At 61.5% G+C, this 20651-nt stretch carries 26 protein-coding genes; 18 read left to right on the top strand and 8 right to left on the bottom strand.

All coding sequences use genetic code 11. The features are described 5' to 3' along the window. Positions 1-64: 64 nt before the first annotated feature. Positions 65-982 carry a DMT family transporter gene (locus JQ611_RS39950; RefSeq protein WP_212468667.1) on the top strand — a complete coding sequence of 306 codons (918 nt, stop codon included), beginning with the start codon at positions 65-67 and terminating at the stop codon, positions 980-982. Position 983: 1 nt separating this feature from the next. On the opposite strand, the gene JQ611_RS39945 is transcribed toward JQ611_RS39950, so the two are convergent. After that, positions 984-1406, bottom strand: coding sequence for a nuclear transport factor 2 family protein (locus JQ611_RS39945; RefSeq protein WP_212468666.1), 423 nt, complete (start codon positions 1404-1406; stop codon positions 984-986). A gap of 69 nt (positions 1407-1475) precedes the next feature. Here JQ611_RS39945 and JQ611_RS39940 point away from each other — a divergent pair, with 69 nt between their 5' ends. The 3 genes from JQ611_RS39940 to JQ611_RS39930 all read left to right on the top strand — a co-directional run bounded on the left by JQ611_RS39940 (position 1476) and on the right by JQ611_RS39930 (position 5573). After that, complete coding sequence (locus JQ611_RS39940; protein WP_212387993.1) at positions 1476-2246, top strand: AraC family transcriptional regulator; 771 nt, start codon at positions 1476-1478, stop codon at positions 2244-2246. 275 nt (positions 2247-2521) lie between these two features. Further along, the gene (locus tag JQ611_RS39935) at positions 2522-5203 is read left to right on the top strand and encodes a PAS domain S-box protein (protein ID WP_212468665.1); all 2682 of its coding nucleotides are present in this window, start codon (positions 2522-2524) and stop codon (positions 5201-5203) included. A gap of 16 nt (positions 5204-5219) precedes the next feature. Further along, positions 5220-5573 (top strand): cupin domain-containing protein, encoded by a 354-nt coding sequence (locus JQ611_RS39930; protein WP_212388005.1) that lies wholly within the window; start codon positions 5220-5222, stop codon positions 5571-5573. A gap of 26 nt (positions 5574-5599) precedes the next feature. Here the strand turns inward: JQ611_RS39930 and JQ611_RS39925 are convergent, their stop codons facing one another. Beyond that, the gene (locus JQ611_RS39925; RefSeq protein ID WP_192733799.1) at positions 5600-5947 is read right to left on the bottom strand and encodes a GrlR family regulatory protein; all 348 of its coding nucleotides are present in this window, start codon (positions 5945-5947) and stop codon (positions 5600-5602) included. 229 nt (positions 5948-6176) lie between these two features. Between JQ611_RS39925 and JQ611_RS42900 the strand changes: the two genes are divergently transcribed. Then, positions 6177-6623: a hypothetical protein gene (locus JQ611_RS42900; protein ID WP_212468664.1), complete on the top strand. Its 447-nt coding sequence runs from the start codon at positions 6177-6179 to the stop codon at positions 6621-6623. A gap of 9 nt (positions 6624-6632) precedes the next feature. Here JQ611_RS42900 and JQ611_RS39915 read toward each other — a convergent pair whose 3' ends face one another. Continuing rightward, positions 6633-7016: a VOC family protein gene (locus tag JQ611_RS39915; RefSeq protein ID WP_192733798.1), complete on the bottom strand. Its 384-nt coding sequence runs from the start codon at positions 7014-7016 to the stop codon at positions 6633-6635. Positions 7017-7277: 261 nt separating this feature from the next. On the opposite strand from JQ611_RS39915, the gene JQ611_RS39910 reads away from it, so the two are divergent. Next, positions 7278-7853 carry a hypothetical protein gene (locus JQ611_RS39910; protein ID WP_212468663.1) on the top strand — a complete coding sequence of 192 codons (576 nt, stop codon included), beginning with the start codon at positions 7278-7280 and terminating at the stop codon, positions 7851-7853. A gap of 97 nt (positions 7854-7950) precedes the next feature. Further along, positions 7951-8424 (top strand): hypothetical protein, encoded by a 474-nt coding sequence (locus tag JQ611_RS39905; protein WP_249133835.1) that lies wholly within the window; start codon positions 7951-7953, stop codon positions 8422-8424. Positions 8425-8480: 56 nt separating this feature from the next. Here the strand turns inward: JQ611_RS39905 and JQ611_RS39900 are convergent, their stop codons facing one another. The 3 genes from JQ611_RS39900 to JQ611_RS39890 all read right to left on the bottom strand — a co-directional run bounded on the left by JQ611_RS39900 (position 8481) and on the right by JQ611_RS39890 (position 10671). After that, on the bottom strand, positions 8481-8870 hold the full coding sequence (locus JQ611_RS39900) for a hypothetical protein (protein WP_409363289.1): 390 nt from the start codon (positions 8868-8870) through the stop codon (positions 8481-8483). A 162-nt stretch (positions 8871-9032) separates the two neighbouring features. Beyond that, entirely contained in the window at positions 9033-10178 is a 1146-nt protein-coding gene (locus JQ611_RS39895; RefSeq protein WP_212468662.1) for a site-specific integrase, read from the bottom strand. A gap of 4 nt (positions 10179-10182) precedes the next feature. Continuing rightward, positions 10183-10671, bottom strand: coding sequence for a hypothetical protein (locus JQ611_RS39890; RefSeq protein WP_212468661.1), 489 nt, complete (start codon positions 10669-10671; stop codon positions 10183-10185). Between the two features lie 113 nt (positions 10672-10784). Here JQ611_RS39890 and JQ611_RS39885 point away from each other — a divergent pair, with 113 nt between their 5' ends. The 4 genes from JQ611_RS39885 to JQ611_RS42630 are packed head-to-tail and all read left to right on the top strand — an operon-like array spanning position 10785 to position 12555. Next, positions 10785-10988 (top strand): hypothetical protein, encoded by a 204-nt coding sequence (locus tag JQ611_RS39885; RefSeq protein ID WP_212468660.1) that lies wholly within the window; start codon positions 10785-10787, stop codon positions 10986-10988. A gap of 3 nt (positions 10989-10991) precedes the next feature. Beyond that, entirely contained in the window at positions 10992-11309 is a 318-nt protein-coding gene (locus JQ611_RS39880; RefSeq protein WP_212468659.1) for a hypothetical protein, read from the top strand. Continuing rightward, positions 11306-12187: a hypothetical protein gene (locus tag JQ611_RS39875; RefSeq protein ID WP_212468658.1), complete on the top strand. Its 882-nt coding sequence runs from the start codon at positions 11306-11308 to the stop codon at positions 12185-12187. Before JQ611_RS39880 ends, JQ611_RS39875 begins: the two co-directional genes overlap by 4 nt. Beyond that, positions 12076-12555, top strand: coding sequence for a hypothetical protein (locus JQ611_RS42630; protein ID WP_312012396.1), 480 nt, complete (start codon positions 12076-12078; stop codon positions 12553-12555). The genes JQ611_RS39875 and JQ611_RS42630 overlap by 112 nt, the downstream gene beginning before the upstream one ends. Before the next feature lie 113 nt (positions 12556-12668). Here JQ611_RS42630 and JQ611_RS39865 read toward each other — a convergent pair whose 3' ends face one another. Beyond that, on the bottom strand, positions 12669-12827 hold the full coding sequence (locus tag JQ611_RS39865) for a hypothetical protein (RefSeq protein WP_212468656.1): 159 nt from the start codon (positions 12825-12827) through the stop codon (positions 12669-12671). Here JQ611_RS39865 and JQ611_RS39860 point away from each other — a divergent pair. The 7 genes from JQ611_RS39860 (at position 12804) to JQ611_RS39830 (ending at position 18945) form a co-directional block, all read left to right on the top strand. Further along, positions 12804-13469 (top strand): toprim domain-containing protein, encoded by a 666-nt coding sequence (locus JQ611_RS39860; protein WP_212468655.1) that lies wholly within the window; start codon positions 12804-12806, stop codon positions 13467-13469. The two genes, JQ611_RS39865 and JQ611_RS39860, sit on opposite strands and share 24 nt — an antisense overlap. Next, the gene (locus tag JQ611_RS39855; protein WP_212468654.1) at positions 13466-14515 is read left to right on the top strand and encodes an AAA family ATPase; all 1050 of its coding nucleotides are present in this window, start codon (positions 13466-13468) and stop codon (positions 14513-14515) included. The genes JQ611_RS39860 and JQ611_RS39855 overlap by 4 nt, the downstream gene beginning before the upstream one ends. 451 nt (positions 14516-14966) lie before the next feature. Then, positions 14967-15668: a hypothetical protein gene (locus tag JQ611_RS39850; RefSeq protein WP_212468653.1), complete on the top strand. Its 702-nt coding sequence runs from the start codon at positions 14967-14969 to the stop codon at positions 15666-15668. Then, on the top strand, positions 15655-17049 hold the full coding sequence (locus JQ611_RS39845; RefSeq protein ID WP_212468652.1) for a DNA-packaging protein: 1395 nt from the start codon (positions 15655-15657) through the stop codon (positions 17047-17049). Before JQ611_RS39850 ends, JQ611_RS39845 begins: the two co-directional genes overlap by 14 nt. A gap of 37 nt (positions 17050-17086) precedes the next feature. Then, the gene (locus tag JQ611_RS39840) at positions 17087-17941 is read left to right on the top strand and encodes a hypothetical protein (protein WP_212468651.1); all 855 of its coding nucleotides are present in this window, start codon (positions 17087-17089) and stop codon (positions 17939-17941) included. A gap of 21 nt (positions 17942-17962) precedes the next feature. After that, positions 17963-18277, top strand: coding sequence for a hypothetical protein (locus JQ611_RS39835; RefSeq protein ID WP_212468650.1), 315 nt, complete (start codon positions 17963-17965; stop codon positions 18275-18277). A 191-nt stretch (positions 18278-18468) separates the two neighbouring features. Continuing rightward, positions 18469-18945, top strand: coding sequence for a hypothetical protein (locus JQ611_RS39830; protein WP_212468649.1), 477 nt, complete (start codon positions 18469-18471; stop codon positions 18943-18945). Between the two features lie 569 nt (positions 18946-19514). On the opposite strand, the gene JQ611_RS39825 is transcribed toward JQ611_RS39830, so the two are convergent. Continuing rightward, a complete protein-coding gene (locus JQ611_RS39825; RefSeq protein WP_212468648.1) occupies positions 19515-19919 on the bottom strand; it encodes a hypothetical protein in 405 nt (134 codons plus the stop codon). Positions 19920-20651 lie beyond the last annotated feature (732 nt).

Raw genomic sequence — 20651 nt, 5'->3', positions numbered from 1 at the left:
GTATCGTAAGGTCGGCAGTCTGTAATGTCCGGCCTTGGCATGGATCAGGACCGGAATCACCGACATGGGCGAAAGCCAACCGCAGCACCGGGGGATCGTGAGCGAACTGGGGCTGCTTCTCCTGCTCGCGACGCTATGGGGCGCGTCGTACACGTTCCTGAAAGTAGCCGTGGAGACGATTCCGCCGATCACGCTGATCGCGGGCCGTACGTTGATTGCGGGGCTGCTGCTGGTTGCGATCATGCACTGGCGCGGGGTGAAAATGCCGACGGATGCTGCGAACTGGCGCCGCTTCCTGTTCCAGGCCTGCCTCAACAGCGTCATTCCGTGGGTCATGGTGGCCTGGGGTGCACGGGCGCTGGACGCCGGCGTCGCCACCATCCTCAATTCGACCGCGCCGATATTCACGTTTTTCCTGACCTTCGCGATCACCCGTCACGAGGCGGTGACCTCACGAAAGCTGATCGGCGTGATTGCTGGCATGGCCGGCATCTGCCTGATCGTCGGCGTGCAGGCGCTGGGCGGCCTTGGTGAGCAACTGATCGCGCAAATCGTCTGTGTCCTTGCGGCGATCTGCTACGCGGGCGCGGCGATCTTCGGCCGCAATTTTGGGGGGCTCGATCCGATGGCGCCGGCGGCGGGATCGCTGCTCTGTGGTGCCGCGATCCTGATTCCGCTCAGTCTCGTTGTCGACCGTCCCTGGACGCTGGCGCCGTCGATGCATTCGCTGCTGGCGCTGCTCGCGATCGCCGTGTTCTCGACCGCGCTCGCGTTCGTCATTTACTTCCGCCTGATCCAGACGCTCGGATCAGTCGGCGCCACCGCGCAGGCCTATCTGCGCGTGCCCATTGGTGTGGCGTTCGGCGTGACCTTCCTCGGCGAGCAATTGAGCTCGACGGTATGGATCGGGTTAGCCTGCGTGGTTGCCGGCGTTGCCGCGATGACGATCCCGGCGCGGAGGACGAAACCGGTGCCGGCGTAGCTCACGCGAGATAGGCGTCGACCGCCGCCTGGTCCTGGTCCCAGACCCAGCATTCCCCCAGCAACCCATCGCGCACGGCATAGACCAGCAGCCGTTCGAATTCCTTAGCCTTGCCGTCGCGCTCGAAGCGCTCGCGCACCAGCAGCGCACCGCGCTCGGGGCCGGCCATGATGTCGACGATGCCGAGCAATTTTCGGCTGGTGCGGCGGGTCACCTCGGCCAGGATCGAAAGCGCGGCCATCTTGCCCCTGTGGTCGCCGGCGAGCGGATTGCTGCCGAAATAGTGCAGCGTGAAATCTTCATGGTAGCAAGCCGCGAGCGCGGCGCGGTCGCCGGCAAGCCAGGCGCGCGCGTAGCGCGTCACGGCCTCTCGGTTGCGCTCAATCGCGGCTTGGCTGTCGGTCTCATCAGGCTTATCTGTCATCGTGCTGGGTCCTGTTGCGGTCCGGCACCCTAAATTCGCCTGAACCATCCGGGCTTTCAGAAACTGGCTATGCGCGCAATCGGCGAGGCGAAATTGTTGGGGTGGGGCGCCCGCGTGCTCTATCTCGGCCCGGCCTTCGGATTGACGCCGCACCGCAATGCGACCGCCGTACTTGCCATCGGCCTCGATGCGGCGCTGGAAGTGGCCGACGACCCCACGGACACCGCGACCGACTATCGTTCCACCCGTAGCGTATTGATATTGCCCAACAGCCTGCATCATCTGCGGATCGCGCGCGGGCGCATGGCGTTCCTCTATGTCGATCCGCTCGGACGCGACCTCAAGGCATTGCTGGCGCGAATGACGGATACGCGCGCGCGAGCGGCGTTTGAACTGCGGGAAGAATCCGCGGTGATCGAGATCATGACCGGCCTTGCCGAAAACCGCATCGCGGCGCGCGACGGACGTTTGTCGCTCAGCGAACTGCTGGGCGTGGGCACGGGCACCAAAGCCAACGCACGGATTTCGGCGGCGCTGCGGCTGATGCGGGACGAGCCGCACCGGGCGCACCGCCTGACGGAGTTGGCGGAACATGCGGGCCTGTCGGCGTCGCGATTCCTGCATCTGTTCAAGGCGGAGACCGGCGTGCCGCTCCGGCGCTACCGGATCTGGATCCGGATGGGCGCTGCGGTGCGCGCCTGCGGCGAGGGCTCATCGTTGACGGAAGCCGCCCACGCCGCCGGCTTTGCCAGTTCGGCGCATTTCAGCAGCGCCTTTCGGGACATGTTCGGCATGATGCCGTCCGACCTGCTGAAAGCCTTGCGGCCCGTGGAGGGTTAAGGGAGGGGCCAAGGAGGTCAAAGGAGGCCGGCATCACGCCGACCGAGGCTCGAGATCTGGCCATTTTGCCGCACTGGCCAAAGCCCCCGCCGCGGCTGGAATCCCGTATTGGAGCAGCCAGGACCGGGGAGTGTGACGCCGGCGTGACCCCCGGGGAGGCCTGGATCGGATCACCGCCCGGCCGGTCTGGCCGGCTTCGCGAGCTATTTCAGCATGTTCCCCACGACCCGAATAACGTCGTATATTGCGGCCGATAGGAGCCCGGCCTCAATAACATGACCTCTGAATTGCCGCCGAATTCGCCAATGACGCGATCGTTCTCGTTGTCGATCGGCCAGCTGACATTCGGCAGTTTCATGCTGGTGCTGGCGGTGATTATCATCACCTCCACCGCCAGCGTCATAGCCATCCGCCACATCGATGCGACCTTCGGCGAGCTGCAGCGGCTGCAAAGCGTCGGCGACCTCGCCGAGGATATCGACCGGCGCATGAACGAGTTGCGTCTGGCGGCCCGGGATTTCGTCACCGACCCCGGCACCCAATCGGTCCAGGTCGGCGAGGCGGCGACCTCGCTCGGCGAGGTCCTGAAGAAAACCCGGCTGGAGCTTGCTCCCGAACAGCAGGACATGATCGACGGCGTCACCGAGCGCCTGTCGACCTACCGCAGCGGCATCGAACGTATTTCCGCCCTGATCAACCGCCGCGCGGAGCTGATTGTCGGGCTACCGCCGCTGCGCGAGAAATTCGATGCCGCGATCGCCGACACCCCCGATCCACTGATCGCGTCGGCCCTGTTTCAGACCCAAAGCCAGATTACCTCGGCTTTGCTGGCGCGAAATCCGTCCGCCGCCGAACTGGCGGCGCAAAGCATGCGCTCGATGACGATGGCGGAGCCGAAGCTTCGCGCGGCCGTCGATGATTATGCCCTCGCGATTATCAACATCTCGACCCGCGAGCGGCAGATATCCGACATCGACAAGGAGGTCTTGGGCGCGGAGGGCCGCCTGATCCAGCGCGTCACCGAATTGTTGCGCGAGGTCAGCGCGCGTCGCGGCCATGTGTTGTCCCGCGATTTCGCCCGGACGCTGACGGAAGCAAAATGGCAGAGCATCGTGCTCGGCACCGCCGGTGTCCTGATCGGGCTGTTCGCCTCGCTGCTGGTGGTCAGGCGCACGGTGCGTCCGCTCGCGACGATCGCAACCTCGATCCGCAAGGTGGCCGGCGGCGAAAAGAGCACCTCGATCCCGCAGACCGATGTCGACAACGAAATCGGCGATATCGCGCGAGCCGCCGAAGTGTTTCGCCAGACGCTGGTCGATGCCGACGCGGCGCGCGAGGCGGCGGTACGCGCGCTGGCCGAACAGCGTCTCGCCGAGGAAAGCTATCGAAAATTGTTCGAGGCGTCGGTGGACGGAATCTACGTAACCACGCCCGGAGGCGCACTGCTCAACGCCAACCCGGCGCTGGCGCGGATGATGGGTTACGCCACGCCGCAGGATCTGATCAACGGCCTCGGCGACGTCTCCGAATCCGTCTATGTCGATCCGCAGGCGCGGGTTGAATATGAACGGCTGATGGAACGCGACGGCATGGTACGCGAGTACGAATACCAGGTTCGCGCGCGCGACGGGACGGTGCTCTGGCTCTCGGACAGCGCCAGCGCCGTGCGCAACGAGGATGGCGAACTGGTCCGTTACGAGGGAACGGTCCGCGACATCACCGACCAAAAACGGGCCGAGGACGCGATCGCCGAAGGCCGCCGTTTGCTGCAGCAGGTGATCGATACCGTGCCCGCGGTGATCAACGTCAAGGACAAGCAGCTCCGCTATCTCCTGATGAACCGCTACATGGCCGGTATTTTTGGCATCGAGCCTGGGGAAGCCATCGGTCGCACCACGGCCGACCTGATGTCACGCTATGGCGCGGCGAAGACCGATGAGCCGGACAAGCGGGTGTTGGCCGGCGGCAGCGAACTCGGCTTCTATGAGGAAGAGTACAAGGATTCCACCGGCAATATGCGGCAATGGCTGGTCAACAAGCTGCCGCTACTGGACGCGTCGGGCGAGATCGAGAACATCGTCACGGTCGCGCTCGACATCGGCGAGCGCAAGCGCGTCGAACTCGAGATGCGCAAGGCCAAGGACGCCGCGGAAGGCGCGCTGCGAAATTTGCGGGAAACGCAGAATTCGCTGATTGAAGCCGAAAAACTCGCAGCCCTCGGGCGGCTGGTGGCGGGCGTCGCGCACGAGGTCAACAATCCCGTTGGCATTAGTCTCACGGTCGCCTCCGCGCTGGAGCGCAAGGCGGCGAATTTCACCGCCGAGGTGGCGCGTGGCGAGCTGCGGCGTTCCAGTTTGACCGATTTTCTCGAAACCAGTCGCGACGCGTCATCGCAACTCGTCGCCAATCTGAATCGCGCCGCCGAACTGATTCAGTCGTTCAAGCAGGTCGCCGCCGACCGCAACTATTCCGACCAGCGCAGCTTCGATCTTGGCGATCTCACCGAGCAGGTGGTGATGAGCTTGCGGCCGGGCCTTCGCAAACACAATCTGACACTCAATGTCGATTGCCAGCCTAACCTGACGATGAACAGCTATCCCGGGCCCTACGGACAGGTGCTGACCAATCTGTTTCTCAATTCGGTGGCGCACGCGTTCCCTGACGGCAAGCCGGGCACGGTCGATATCCAGGTGCGCGAGTCAGGCAAGGACAATGTCGAGGTTCTGTTTTCCGACAATGGATGCGGCATGACCCTCGACGTTCGTCGCCGCGCGTTCGATCCGTTCTTCACGACACGGCGCGACCAGGGCGGCACCGGGCTTGGCCTGCACATCGTCTACAGCATCGTGACCAACCGGTTAGGCGGGCGGCTCGACCTTGATTCGGAGCCGGGAGGCGGCACGCGGATCCAGATGATCCTGCCGCGCATCGCGCCGCTCGAAATGGCGGCAGAATAGCAATCAGGTACCATCGATGAGCAATGGAATTGATTTGTCGGAGAAGCTGTCCACATTCTCCGAGCACTGGTCGCCACGCACGGTTACGCAGTTCAACAATTGCGACGTCATGGTTGTGAAAGTGAAAGGTGAATTCGTCTGGCACAAGCACGATGACACGGATGATTTCTTTCTCGTGCTGAAGGGCGTGCTGGATATTCAGCTGCGCGATCGAACGATCACGCTCGGGTCGGGGCAGATGTATGTGGTGCCCAAGGGCGTCGAGCATCGGCCCGTTGCGAGGGAAGAGGTCCATCTACTGTTGATCGAGCCCACCGGCACGCCCAACACCGGCGATGCTGCAACAGCCGCACCGCGCAGGAGGGTGTGATATTCTACCGATGAGCGGCGGTTAGCCTAGTTGGTATCGGCCAGCTTGCGCAGCGTGGCGCCGAAAATCTGACTGGCTTTGCCGACCAGCGCCGTCCCGTTCATGGTTCCGCGCGTATCGGTGAAGGTACCGGATACGCCAATGCCGACGGGGGCCGGCCCGCCGAACAACGGATTGGCATCGGGGCTCGACGTGTGACGCTGCACCAGCACCTCGCCCTTGAAGGTATCGCCCTTCACGGTGTAGCTGCCGGTGTAAAACAGATAGGCATCGCCGCCGAGGATCTGGCCATCCCGGAACAGAATCACACCGCTGCCCTTGCCGGATCGCCCGTCCAGCAGGCTGACGTGGATCGAATACAGACCGTTCTTCATGACGTCCCAATCCCGGCCTCCGCGCCCACGGAACCCGGTTATCTTTTATGCCAAAGCGGAACCCGCGGCGTCAACGTGGCAGGCCGCAAAATACCGGCCGCAAATATACCGGCGCGAGCCCAACGCCGCCATGACACGAGGATGACTGGCGGCGGGTTCCGAATCAGGTTGGCCCGCGAAATGCATCGCCTGTTGCGCACCGGCCGGTGGGTGTTGGAGCAACAGACAGGTGAGCAACTGGATCAATTCCGGCGGCCATGCGCCGCGTCTTAACACCGAGAATGACAACCGCGGAACTTCGGGCAACCGCCATGGGGGCTGGCGAAAGACACTGCTGAGATCGGGTGTCGTGGCGCTGTGGGCGATTGCCGCGCAGGTCGGGCATACGCGCGATCTGGACGGCCGTTACGCCCATTCGCCGCTCAAGGAATGGTTCGACTCCCTGAGAAGCGGGAAGGGGCCGTGTTGCTCCGATGCCGACGGCAGCGCAGTCAGCGATGTCGATTGGGAATCGAGCAACGGCCGTTACCGCGTGCGCATCGAGGGCGAATGGTTCGATGTGCCCGAAGACGCGATGATTACGGAACCCAACCGCGTCGGCCGAACCATGGTATGGCCAATTCGTGGCTACGCCGGATTGACCATCCGCTGCTTTATGCCGGGATCAATGACGTAGCGCGGTGGATCACGCGTATTTCTGGTCGCGCTCCAGGAGCTCGATGGAAATGCCCTGCGGTCCGCGGATGAAGCAGATGCGTACGCCGGGCCGGATCGTGGTCGGTGGCTTGGTAAACTCGACGCCCTTGGCCTTGATCTCGGCGGCGACGGCGTCGATGTCCTTTACCGTCAGCCCGAAATGATCGAGGCCTTGATACGGCGTCACCGGCGGCGTGTTGACGCCGTCTCCGGCCGCAACAGGGGCGATGAACACGTTGGCGCCGCCGAGCTTGACGTCGATCCTGCCTGGTCCGCGGACGATCTCGCCGCCCAGAATGTCGGCAAGCCAGGCTGCGGTCGCTTCCGGATCGGGACTGCGCAAATGGACATGGTCCCAAGTTACTGTCGGCATATTCGTCTCCCCCAAGCGTCTTCGCGGCTAGTATTGCAGCGCCGCCAATCTAGCGGCCGGCCGTCCGCAATTCCATCCCCTGTCGTGCGCCTGGCACCGCAGAATTGTCGAGCATGCGTGCAACCATTCGGGCCGTGGGTGATTATTGAGCTAGCGGCGGAACCGTACAGCGGCAGTCGTGTGAGAGGCCGTACGGTGTAACGCCCGTGGGGCCTTTTTCATGTGCGGCTGCGGCGACCGATATCGCCGCCGGGTGAGGGCATGGCCATGATGATCGCTGGACGGTCGTTCGGAGCCCCGCAAGCGCGACTGCTCGTTTTGCCGGCCATCGCCATCGCGGGATGCACGATATGGATGATGCTTCCCGGACCGAGCGACGCCGAGGGCCACGCCGCAGGAGAACCTTCCCCTACCATTTACGCGCAGATTGCATCCCTGGTCGAAGATGGGGCGGCTCCCGCCGCGAGTTCCTTGGCAAATCCGGACCAGATGGCGACGCCCGCCGCGGTGACCGCACCGTTGTCGACTGCGCCGGAATCGAAGTCGCCGATCGAGGGTTTGAGGATTTCCTCGCAATCATGGCGAAGGGGCGGCCTCGGCTCGAAGGCGCTCGTTACCTTCACGCTGCGTAACGCCAATGATTATCCGGTGAAGGATGTCGAAATTGCCTGTGCCTTTACCCGCAGGGACGGCAGCCATTTGACCGAGCGGCGGCGGGTGATCCCGGACACCGTGAACACCAGGAGCCGGAAGCACTATTCAAGTGTGCTGGTCGGCTTCGTCAATGTTAACGCAAACAAGGCGAAATGTGCGCTGGTGACGGCAAGTCGAACCTAGCGCTGCGAACCCAACCTTGCGAACCCGAAAATGTGATCGCCGCCGTTGAACCTTGGGGATGCCCCAGGAACTAATCACTATATCTCCAGTTAGGCGAATGAACCGCGCGAATGGTGCGGGGGGAGCCACGCCAATGCCCGTAGCGCGTTATTTCCTGTTTGTCGGCGCAGCGCTGCTCGCGTTGTTGTTCGCGCTCGATGCCTTTGCCCCGCAACAGGTCGCCGTGGCCAGCAATTCGACAGGCTCGATCGACAAGACCGTGGTGCGGATCCGTTCCGACCAGAAACCGCCGGAACGCGTGGTTTATGACATGAGCCTTCCCACCATTGTTCCGCCGGCTGTGACCACCCAGGTCGCGGCGGCTCCGGCTGCGCCGATTGCCGACATCAACGCCCAGGCTCGGGTGCGTGACACCTTTGCCCAGTTCGTACCGGCCGAAGCCAAGAAGGTTGAGCCGCAGGCTCCGCGCAAGCGCAAGGTCGCCAAGGCTCGCTCGGTTCAGCCGTCGCCGGTGCGCGTTGCCCAGCAGCAGCACTTTGGCTTTGGCTTATTCGGGAACAACACCTGGTAAGGGTCTCATGCGCCGCTTGCGACATGCGCCGCCCTCAGGCCGGGCGGTTTTGACGGTTACCGCGGCAACTGCGGGATTTTGTCGACAAAACGGTTGAAGCAGGTCAGCCGCTCGTCTTCCTCCTTCACGAACCGGCATTCACTGGCGCTCTTGGCGGCCGGCGGCTTGGGTTTCGGCTGCGGCGCATAGACGCCGTCATAGCAGGTCAGGCGTTCCTTTGTCGCGTCGTCGATATCCTGACAGGCTTGCAGCTTCTGCGCGATGGACAGGGGCTTGGCGGGCGCCGCCTTTGCCGACTTCTTCTCGGCAGGAGGTTTTTTCGACCCGACCTGCACCAGCGGTTTGTCGCCAACCGTCGGAGGAGGGGCCGGGTTCGCGGGGGCGGGCGTGGCCGTTCCCTGAGCAAACGCCGCGGCCGGATACAGGATCGCCAGCGCCAGGATCATCTTTCTCATATCAATCGCTCTCGAATGCGTGGTGGGCGGCCCGGCCTTGCGCCGAAATGGCGCACTCGGAGAGATTCGAACTCCCGACCCTCGGAATCGAAATCCTAGGCGCCATTAGGTATATCAATAGCTTAGCCCCCGCGTGTTGCAACCGTGTTGCGCTCAGGAACCGAGCAACCTGACCTGGATATCCTCAGCCGCCTTCTGATCTGCGTCATTATCGGCGAAAAGGTGGCCGTAAACGTCGAAAGTCATCTGGATAGTGCTGTGGCCCATGAGCGTCTGGATGCGCTTGGGGTTCATCCCGTTCTCGATCCAAAGGGATGCGCAGGCGTGCCGGAGGGCATGGAGGCCATACTTGGCGACCGGCACCGTTACCGGCTGGCCCTTTGCACCCTTAGCTTCCCGCAGTTGCACCACGCCGGCAGTTATCTGTATGGGGTCAAAACCACGCTGAACGATGTTCGAGTGCGACTCGACGTTGCCGCTGCCGGTCGGGAAGACCAGGCCTAGGTCGCCCATGGGGCAGACCAGCTTCCACTCCCGTAGGGCATTGATGACCATGGGCGGGCAGGGGATCGACCGGTATCCAGCCTTTGACTTGAGGCGGCCGATCTTATGGAAGGCGTCTGCCCGCTGGGTGACGCTGATTTGGCGGTCTTCAAAATCGACATCGGCCCAACGAAGGCCCCGCAGCTCACTGCCGCGCAGCCCGCAGAATACTGCGGTGAGGATTAGCGGGCGCCAGCGGCCGGCGGCGTTTGAGATAATGGCCTGAAGCTCGGCCTTCGCCGGGATGACTGGCCGGGGGTCGTCTCGGGTCGAGAGATTGAGATCCAGCCCCGCGGTAGGATCGACCGCACAGAGGCCCCGGCGCCGAGCCTCGCGAAAAATCGCCCCGAGCGACCGCACGACGCGGCGGACCATTTCCTGCGATCGGCCCTCTTCGCGGAGGCGATCGGCGAAGGCATTGACGGCAGGCGCAGTCATCTCGGACAGCTTCTTGGCGCCGATCATCGGGTATATGTGCAGGTCGGTATGCTCCTCGTATCCCCGCACCGTGGACCGTTCCAGGCCCTTCTCATTGCAGCGTTTGATCCAGAGGGCGCCAGCCTCTTTGACGGTTGGGGAAACGCCAGCGGGCGTGTGAAGCCCGCGCTTCAGGTCGTGACTTGTCTCAACTAGCCATGCCTCGCCGTCGCTCTTGCGCTCGAATAGCTTGGCCCGGCGCTTCCCGGCGCCATCGACGTAGGAGGCCTGCCAGCGGACGAGGCCAGACGGGAGCTTGCGTTTGCGTACGGTGGCCATGAACCTAGTTCCCCCTAACGGTGATGGCGATAGGTCCGAAAAGTTTTTTCCTCAAAACGCTGATATCCAGCACCATGTAAGTCTCCCATCCACCCGACTTGATGGCGGCACCAAGCTTGGATGGGGAATGGCTTGCTACGTGGAAATCCTCTCGACCCGCCGTTCTTCCGATCAAAAGCAAATGATCAATCTGCCTTACGTCGGCTGCATCTAGAATAAAGTGACGAACTTTCTTCAAGTATTTCGGTACCGATACGGCGGCCGACCCGAAGCATTGCACGAATGTCTCGATGAGCAGGGCGTCTACCATTGCCCCTGTTGAATATTCCCGCGCCCTGCCTGTCCCCGGATTGGCCTCTCCGGAGGGACTCAAGAGGCCTTCCTTGGTCCAATTGCGGACCCTGGTGATCGCCTGTCTGAGTTCTTCGTTGGGCCGCTTAATCCTCTCAGCGACATCCGAGACCGAAAAGACATCCCGCGAGACTGTAGACATTTGCACTCCGCCGTAGCCACTGAACGGATTTGAGAATGAAGATCATTTTAATCCTTGTCAAGGACGAAATTCTGGTCTAAGGATGAAAATCATCTTAACCCTTAGGAGGCAAAATGATCGATTTGGAAGGCGACTGCATCGGCGACGATATCCTGCGCGGTGTGAAAACCATCGCGATTTACATCAAGGAAGATCCCCGCGCGACCAACCATAAGCTTGCCACAGGCTCTCTGCCTGGCGGGAAGGAGGGCAATCAGTGGGTAGCCTCGAAGCGCGCTCTGCGTGATCACTATGCAAAGCTCACGAGGGCCGGTTGAAACATGGGCCTCACAAAGCAAAACCCGGCCGCAAATGATGCGCACCGGGTTCGCGAAATTGACCAAGCTGGGCAGCGGGTCGATTGCGAATATAAGGGAAACTGCGGCACGGCGCAACGCTTGATAGCTCGCGTCTCCAAGAGTAACCGCGAAGAATTTCGCATCAGTCTCAAGGACTACGGCGGCGCCGTCAAGGCGGAGATTCGGATCTTCGAACTCACGCACGAAGGCTGGAAGCCGACCCCTCGGGCCGTCGTGATTGGTCTTGGCGCCATTGCCGGCGTCATTGCCGGTTTGTGTGAATGCGAGGCCCGGCTATGACCGAGCAAATTCAAACAGGAATGAAAAAGCCCGGCCGCGGCATGGCGAAGGCCTCGCTCGACTTGATTTCCGAGATGTATGCCATCGCTAAGGCCGCTCAGCCGATAACCGGCCGCGGCATCGGCTACAAGCTGTTCACCCGCGGGCTGATTGCGTCGATGTCAGTCAACGAAATGCAGAAGGTCTATCGCCTGCTGCGTATCGCGCGAGAGAATGGTGACATCCCGTGGTCATGGATTGTTGACGAAACCCGCGAACTAGAACGGGTCTCGACCTGGAGCGACCCGGAGCAGTACGCGCGGTCCGTGGCGAGATCGTATCGCCGCGACTTCTGGGACCAGCAAGCCTGCCGGGTGGAGATCTGGTCAGAGAAGGGCACCATCCGCGGCGTCTTGAAGCCCGTCCTCGACCACTACGCAGTCGGGTTCAGGGTCATGCATGGATTTACCAGCGCGACCGCGGTTAATGACGTTGCCGTCGGCGGCGACGGGCGCAACCTGATCGTGCTCTACGTCGGCGACCTCGACCCGAGCGGCATGTTTATGTCGGAGTGCGACCTGCCGCAACGGCTCGTCGAGTACGGCGGCGATCACGTCAAGCTCAGACGCATTGCGCTAACGCCAAACCAGACAATAGGCCTGCCGTCTTTCCCGGCTTCCAGTAAGCGCAAGGATCCGCGCTATCCCTGGTTCATCAAGCATCACGGCGCGCATTGCTGGGAAATTGACGCGATGGACCCGCGCGACTTGCGCGAAAGCACCGAAGAATGGATCAAGAACTTTATAGAGCCGGTAGCTTGGGATCGCTGCGAAACTGTCAATGCGGCCGAACTGGAGTCCCTACAAACGATCCTGTCCAACTGGAAGGTTGGACCATGAGCGGTGGGAAGGCGCCCCGCCAAAGGGGAAACAGGGAAGAGCGCGCAATCGTTCGCTACCTGCAAGACCAAGGCTTCGCCGCCGAACGCGTGCCGTTGTCAGGATCAGCCGGCGGGTCATATCTCGGCGACCTTACCGTGCCTATCCTTGAGGTGGACCGTGTCGTCGAGGTGAAGGTCCGTGCAAACGGCTTCCGCCAGCTTTACAATTGGCTGATCGATCGCGACATCCTGATCGTTCGCGCCAACCGCAGCGAGCCGCTTGTGGTTCTGCCGCTGAAGCTTGCAGCTGAGATCGCATCAGCGGCTGACAAGAACAAACTCCGCATTGAGCGCGTCATGGTCTACCCGACCGGGGGTGACGCATGAGCGCCGATCAAATCGGAATTGGGCTCAAGGGTCGCCGCAATGGCAACGGATGGCTGGTTCGCTGTCCATGCCCGAACCATGGCAAGGGCAGGGGTGATCGCTCGCCGTCGCTGTCAGTCAATGATGGTGATGACGGCCGGCTGTTGCTGCGTTGTTTCGCCGGCTGCGAATTCATCGACATTCTCGGCGCCCTCAGGAACCTTGGTCTTGTCGATGATGAAATCCGGCACGATCGCGCCAAGCCTGTCTTGCGCGCGGTTGAGCGAGAACATGAGCCCGACGCGGAAGCGTTGCAGATTTGGCGGAATGCCAAGCCCGTCGTCGGAACGATTGTTGCCGAGTATCTGGAGCGCCGCGGTATTCCCTTGGCGCCGCCGCCGTCGCTTCGTTCTTGTCGGGTCATGCATCTCAATCGGTACGACATGCCTGCAATGGTTGCTGGAGTGCAGCGGCCGGATGGGCAGGTTGTAGCCGTACAGACGACAATCCTGACCCCGAAGGGGATGCAAGCAGCGGTAAGCGTCCCGAAGATCACGTCAGGCGCGCTTGGCGCCGGTGCGGTCAGGTTCGCCGCTGCCGCCGAGGTGATGGGAATCGCGGAAGGCGTCGAAACGGCACTTTCAGCCCAGACAATGGCGGAGATCCCGGTTTGGGCATCACTTGGCTGTCAACGGCTGCATCGGGTCGATCTCCCCGAGATCGTGCAGGAGGTTCACATCTTCGGCGACAATGACGCTTCAGGCCGTGCGGCGGCTCAGCGCGCGAGTGAGGTTCACATGGCGCTTGGCCGGCGTGTTGTGCTGCGCTTTCCGCCGGACGGCCTGAAGGACTTTAACGACCTGTTGAATGCCGATGCCGACGAGAGCTTGCGTGATCTTCGGCCGGATCAGGTCAAGGGGAGGGTGGCAGCATGAGCAGGCCCATTCCCGGAGAAATTATCGAACTCAAGCGGCAGGGCTTCCCCTTCAAGACCTTCGCCGAAATGTCCATTGCTCCCGTATCGAAGCGGTGGCTCATCAAGGGCATCTTTGCCAGGGGCGAATCTTCTGCGTGGATTGCCCCACCCAAGACGATGAAATCAGCATTGCTGGCGCAGGCCGCAATCTGTGTCGGTGCCGGGCTCGACTGGCACGGGCACCGCAGTAAGGAAGCTGCGGGTGTTGTCTATTTTGCGCTGGAACGCGCCGACCTCGTAGAGCGGCGAATGATGGCTCACCGTCAGATCCAGCAGTTGCCGGACTTACCGATCGTCGTCTGCAAAGAGACGATCGATATGACAAAACCCGACGCCTACAGGCGTGTCGCCGAAACGGTCAAAGAGGCGGAGCATGCCTTGGGCGCCTCGATCGGCCTTGTGATCTTCGACACGTTCGCCAAGCTGATTGCCGCGGCCGGTGGTGACGAGAACAGCGCCAAGGACCAGGGTGCGGTGTTCGCTAACGTGCAGCGTCTTAAGAACGCGACCGACGCTCACGTTGCCCTGATCGGGCACACAGGTAAAGACGAGAACCGCGGCGCGCGAGGATCAAACGCAATCCTTGGCGACGCTGACGTGATGGTGATGCTTTCCAGTGTCGGAGAGATTCGCACCGCGACGGTAACCCATGCGAACGATGCCCCTGAAGGTCCCTTGTTTTCGTTCAAGTCGGAGGTGTTTGAGTTCGGCACCGACGACGACGGCGACCCGATCACGGTCAACGTGGTGAGCGGTGAGACCCTTTCATTGCAAGTTGCAACGAAAGGTCGGGAGCCGGAACTGAAGCCCAACCAGAAGACCGTCTTTGCCATCCTGCACGGCGCGGGCTCGGTGGGTCTGACGCTGGAGGACTGGAACGCACAAGCTAAGGAAGCCGGCATCGGGCTAAAACGGAAAGCCGACCTGACCGACATACGCAACACGCTCCAGTCGAAGAAGCTCGTCAGAAATTACGGTGAGAGGTGGCACGTATGTCACCAGTGACGGTCAATCAGCGGCCGAAGAACAACCACAACAGAATGATCACCGGGATTGGCACGCCCACCATCCAAAGCAAAAGTCCTCGTCCCATCGTTTCGTCCTCCATTCCCTGCTTCAGACGCAACGCGGTGTGGAGGCACCGGTTCCTCCAGGGAAGTTCGAGTTCGGGTAGTTCGTAGGTTACGGCTCTATAGAGAGCCGAACCGTACCGAACTCCGAACCATGAAACCCGAACCCGAACCGAACCCGAACCGAACTGTCGAACCATGCAAAGGGATCAATCGCCAACCCAATCACCCTCGCGACGCTTCTCCACAATCGTTGCGACGGCAACTAATTCATTGAACATCGGATTCCGTATCCGTGCGTCACGAATTCGCTGCGTTACATCAATGCCTTGCAGAGCGTGTTGCGTCGGTGTTGCGTGCACTGTAGCCGTTGGTAATCGCGGCGTTTGAATTACTACATTCTGTCGCGTATATTTGCTGCATCGAGTTCGCTCGATGTGCTCATGGGCCGAAAGGCAGCGGGCTTCCCGGATGTACGGAAGCAACGCACCATGAGCCGCTCTAATTCCCCTCGCTGCCAGGTCTGCCGCCACGACGAGCGTTGGCGGATCGAGCTATTGCGTGCCGGCGGGGCTAGCCTGGATGCCCTCGCGGATAAGTTCAGCGTCGATCGTGACGCGATCTGGCGGCACTGGACCAATCACGTTAGCCCGGAGATGAAGGCCAGCTATCTTTGCGGTCCGGCTCAGCTTGCCAAGCTTGGCGAGAAGGCGGCTGCTGAAGGTGACAGCGTCCTGGACCATCTGCGGATGATCCGGACGGTGCTGACGGGCCAGCTTGCGGCGATGAACGAGGCCGGCGATGGCCGCGGTGTTGCCTATGTGGCCGGCCGACTGACGGCAACCCTGGAGACGATCGCCCGCGTTACTGGCGAGCTGGGGTCTATGGCCCAGTCCGTCAACATCACGAACAATCTAACCGTCCTTGCCGAGCACCCGGCTTTCATGCGGATGCAGGCGACCATGCTGCGCGCCCTTGCGCCGTTCCCTGATGCGCGTGCGTCGGTGGTGGCTGCTTTGCGTGACCTAGACGACGAAAACGCGCCCATGACTCTCCCTGCGAAGGTGATCGAGCATGTCGCTGCGTAGTTCCCTCGCATCAATCCTAGCGGACACGCTGGCCGATGGTGGCTGGCGAGCGAAGGCGCGTCCGTCGCAGTTGCCACCCGACGGTGACTGGAACGGCTGGCTCGTTATGGCCGGCCGAGGCTTCGGCAAGACCCGCACCGGCGCCGAATGGGTCAAGGAAGAGGTAGAGGCGGGCAGGGCGCGCCGTGTTGCCATGATCGCCCCGACCGCAGCCGACGCCAGAGATACGATGGTTGAGGGGGAGTCGGGTATCCTCTCGATATCTTCGGATTGGTGCCGCCCGGTCTATGAACCATCGAAGCGCAAGCTCACCTGGCCCAATGGCGCCGTAGCTCACACGTTTTCGAGCGAAGAGGCCGACCGATTACGCGGTCCACAGTTTGATTTGGCATGGGCCGACGAGCTTGCCGCCTGGAACGACCCCCTTGCTGCTTGGTCGATGCTTCAATTCGGACTGCGCTTGGGTAGGCGTCCGCGGTGGATCGCGACCACGACACCGCGACCACTCAAACTCATCAAGGAACTGCTCGATCGCGAGGGGCGAGATGTCGTTGTCACCCGCGGGTCTACGTTTGAGAACGAAGCCAACCTTGCCAAGCCGTTCCTCGATGCCATTCGCGCCCGGTATGAGGGTACGCGATTGGGCCGCCAAGAACTGAATGCTGAACTGCTGGTGGATATTCAGGGAGCGCTTTGGACCCGCGACATGATTGAGCGCGCCAGGTTCAAGGGGCCTGTTCCTGATTTAAGGCGCGTTGTTGTGGCAATTGACCCCTCAGGAACGCGCGGGCAGTCCGATGGCGGCGACTCTATCGGAATAGTCGTGGCCGGTATTGGCGTTGATAAGCTTGGCTACATCCTGGCTGACCGAACCTGCAAGCTGTCCCCGGACGGCTGGGGCAAGGTGGCGGTAAAAGCTTATCGGGAGTTTAAGGCCGATCGCATCATTGCTGAACGCAACTTCGGCGGAGCGATGGTTGAGCACGTCATTCGAACAGTCGATCCGGGTGTCGCCTATCGCGATGTGACTGCTAGTCGCGGCAAGATTGCTCGTGCTGAGCCGGTGGCCGCTCTTTACGAGCAGGGGCGCGTTCGCCACGCCGCCGACTTTCCGGATCTGGAAGATCAGCTTTGTGCAATGACAGGCGATGGATACGGCGGCGACGGTTCGCCGGATCGGGCTGATGCACTGGTGTGGGCCCTATCTGAGCTAATGGTCAAGCCACCGGTCCCCGTCGCACAATTTGGGATTTTCAGGCTGGCTACGTACGGACTCGGTCCCGGTGAGAGACCGGCCGACACAAACATCGAAATGACCGCTTTGCGCCAGCGCGCCATGAGCCGCTCCAGCAGCTGCACTCCCTCAACAAACAGGAAATAGGAACAAACCAATGTCGCAAGGAAAATCTGTCGGTAGAATGACCATCCGGAAGGGTCTTCTTGGAGATCAGCCCAGCGCCCGCGTTGTTGGGCTTTGGAATTGGGAAGCAAAACCGGGGACCACGCTAGAGCGACTGCAGGCCGTATATCTCTCTGGCTTGGAGGCTGTCGATAAGTTCGATGCCAAGCGCGACAGCCTGACAAAGGATATCAGGTTCACTCCCGAAGGCCGGCGTGAGCAGCTTCTGGATTACGCGGCAAAAGAATTGGCTCCGATTCTCAAGCAAAGCCGCAACGCGCTCGAACGTGCCAAGCAGGATTTGGCAGCCCGTCGCGCAAACCTGAAACCGCCGACCGCGGACAAGGGCGACCTTGTCGGCGCAATGCTCCGCCGCGAGATCCGCGATTGGCTCGGCCGTATGGATGCCTCCAAGCAGGCCGAGTTCCTGGCGAGTCAGGGCGCCAATCTCGACCCCAATATCGCAATGGCGATCATCGAGGCTCCGCCGGAAATGGGCGTCGTGTCGCCAACGCAGCGCGAGAGAATAATCGATCGTCGCATGCGCGCGCAGTTCGGCACCGAAATCGACGACCTTGGCGACGTTGAGGACGCGATTAAGCGCGCCGAGGCATCGGTCGAGCAAAGTCGCGAGCTGCTCCAGATCGAGGCAGCCGCCGGCGACCGTAGGAAGTTCGATGAGGCGGCAGCGCCTTTCGAAAAACCAGTTGCAGCCGCTTGGCTGCGCAAGTCCGGCGACGAAATCCACGTTGTCGATCTTGAGCGGAACATCGGCCGCAAGCCGACGCCGCAGGAACTAGAGACCGGCATTTTCTACGAAAACTATGAAGCCTACGCCGCGGCGCGGGGCATCAAAACCGAGGAAGCGGCGTAGCCGCAACAGAAAGGATTCAACATGAATACGATCCACGAAGAGGCGCCGGCGTATTTTCCCCCCGCGGGTCAGCAGGCCAAGCAGGCAACCGAACACCTGAAGGCCGACATCATGCAGGCCGTGCTAAATCATCGTAACCATGACCCGCGCGCTGTCGGCGCATTCGCCGCCGCCGTCGAGCATGCTCTTCAGCGTCACCAGCACAAGCTCGACCTGCTCGGCGACCAGGGCGCGCTTGTCTCCGGTCTTAAAGTTGAGCTGTCGGCCATCGCAAATCGCGCAATCGCAAAGGCGCGGGCTGATGGAAACGTGTTCGCCTTCGAGGCTGCGGCCTGACCACGTTGCGACGAGGTGACCTCTGCATCACCTCTTTGGCGCAAGACGCCGGGACTGACCCTCCATCGGTCCCGGCGTCCTCTTAGGCATGACAGATTTTGCGACCGCGGATGTACCGGCGCAGAACACGGCATTGCCGCTGATAATCGCATTTCCCAGGGGTAATCGGGACCTGAAGTTAGGAATCAAAGATGAGTGACGACACAGTGGCCTCCCTGGGTTTTGCAGTCGATAGCAAGCCGCTAGACGAAGCTAAGACAAAGCTGAATGAGGTTTCGACCGAAGCCAGTAAGACCGGCAAGGCGATTGACGACCTTAATCAGAAGGCCGGCCAATCCAAGGGCGCGTTTGCCGGACTAAGCTCTGCGTCGCCTGGTGGCAAGCAGATCGGGGACGCGGCCGAACAGGCCAAGGGTAAGTTGTCCGGGCTCAGTTCGTCCACATCCCAGATCGGCGGTACCTTCAAGCAAGTTGCCACCGACGCGACAGCGGCGGCTACGCCGATCCAATCGGTTGCCGATCGCCTTTTCATTCGCGCTTTTCATGTCACGCCTCCTGTTCCTGAAAGGGCTGTAATTCAGGAGCGGAAGCGCCGAAAGGCAACGGGGCGCGTACCTCTCAACCCTCCGGCAGTCAGCCTTGGCCTGGTCTGGTGTCGGTTGCGATGATGTTGTGCTGCGACCGTTGGCCCCGCGAAATCAAGTTTGACCGCTGGGCCGCCATGGAACAAACTGTGCTGTGCAGGTTTGTTGGTTTTTAACCGGGAGACGTACATGAAGAGATTAGTTACGGCGGCAGTAGTTTCGTTTTTCGCCTTTGGATCGTCACTGGCGTTGGCTCAGACCGGGACGCCGACCGGGCCAATGATGGGGAAAGACACCAGCAAAACAGGCGCCACTCCGCCTAACGCAGGCGCCAGTGCGCCCATCGCGGTTGATCCAAAAGCCAAGAAACCAAGCCCTATGGCAGGCGCTGATACCAGCAAAGCAGGCGCCACTCCGCCCAACGCAGGCGCCAGTGCGCCCATCGCGGCCGCGCCCGCGCCCAAAGGGAAGAAGTAAGACGAGAGCAGTTTTTGTGCGTCTAAAGGCCCCGTCCCCACGGGGCCTTCTTCGTTTGCTGTGAGGTGCTCGCTGCGGCGCCAGTCCAGCTTTCCGACGGCGCAAAACGGACATCGGTCAACTCGGCGTGGACCAGCGAGTTTGAACAGCAGAAGATATTCTCCGGCCTCTCCGGCCTATGACGGGACTTGCGCCAGCCCCTTCCAGTCGAAGGTGATGCCATGGCCAGGCCGTCCGCAGACTGCGTCGGTAATTTGGACCCGGTTTCCCACATTTTCTGTTTCCACCGGTTCCAGGCGTGCTGCCGGCGGTAGCTGGGCAAAATCCGCTTCTGTACAGCTTGGCTGGATGGTCTGCCACGCGCGCTCGAACGCCAACCGGGCTGTTTCAAAATCTACGGCTGTCCCGCTGGCGAAAACGCCGCGCTGGGTCGCTGGGTGGAAGCCGCAAGTCCAGCCCCACTGATCGACGTTGTTGGGCGCGCCGGCGCGCTTGCCGATCGTGCCGACCTGCACGTCACCGTAGTAAACGTGCCAGCAATCGGATCGTTCGGGGTGAGGGGAGGGCGGGCATGCCGTCATTGAAGCGCGGTCTCGCCGGTTGAGCAAATGGCCCAAGAGCTTGGGCTCAGACCGTGGTGAGACGCTGTAGGTGGCGATTAGCGGGCAGGCAGGATCGGTCGTGGGCGGTTTTGGATAGGACCGTAAGCTGGAAAAGCGTGCAAGCACTAAGCCGCGAAGCCGCCCACGAGCGTCGCAAATCAGGGGAAGGTGTGCGCGGAGCGTGAGTAGCCGGGCTTGGTTGGCACCCGGGCGTTGGCGGGGCGATCGTTCACCGGAACGGTTTCGATTGGAGCGATCGATATCCGCTCATTACGGAAGCGGCCCTGCGTACAGGAATACCTCGTTCGTGATCGACGGCGAGGCCGTGTCGCTTAGTGTCGATGCCCCCATAGCGGGGCTTGTCGTTTTGTTCGTTGCCCCGATTCTCTCACCAAGGGGGGCGAGTTATCCAGCGACCACCGCTCCGTTGCTTGCTCGGCACTCCCCGGAGGCTTGAAATCAGCTGGTCGAGTTCGCTTCTCGAAAAAACTAGTTACTTCAAAGAGATAGTTGCATAATTCACGTTTTTGTGTCGTGGTAATTTTGCAACAAGCGCCTGCAAAAGCGGCGGACTTGCCTCAAACGTGGCTGTCTTTTGTTGCCTGATCGGAACTGTTCGGCTCTTATCGTTCCTGCGACGGAGGGGGGCATCCCGAGGTCGTCCCGTTAGGTGGTTCGCTTAAGTCCCTCGCGTTAAGCGGGAGTGGTCCG

Source organism: Bradyrhizobium sp. AUGA SZCCT0182, assembly GCF_018130185.1.
GTDB lineage: Bacteria > Pseudomonadota > Alphaproteobacteria > Rhizobiales > Xanthobacteraceae > Bradyrhizobium.
The sequence above is the reverse complement of the archived record's forward strand: the minus strand, read 5'-3'. Positions and strand labels throughout refer to the sequence as shown.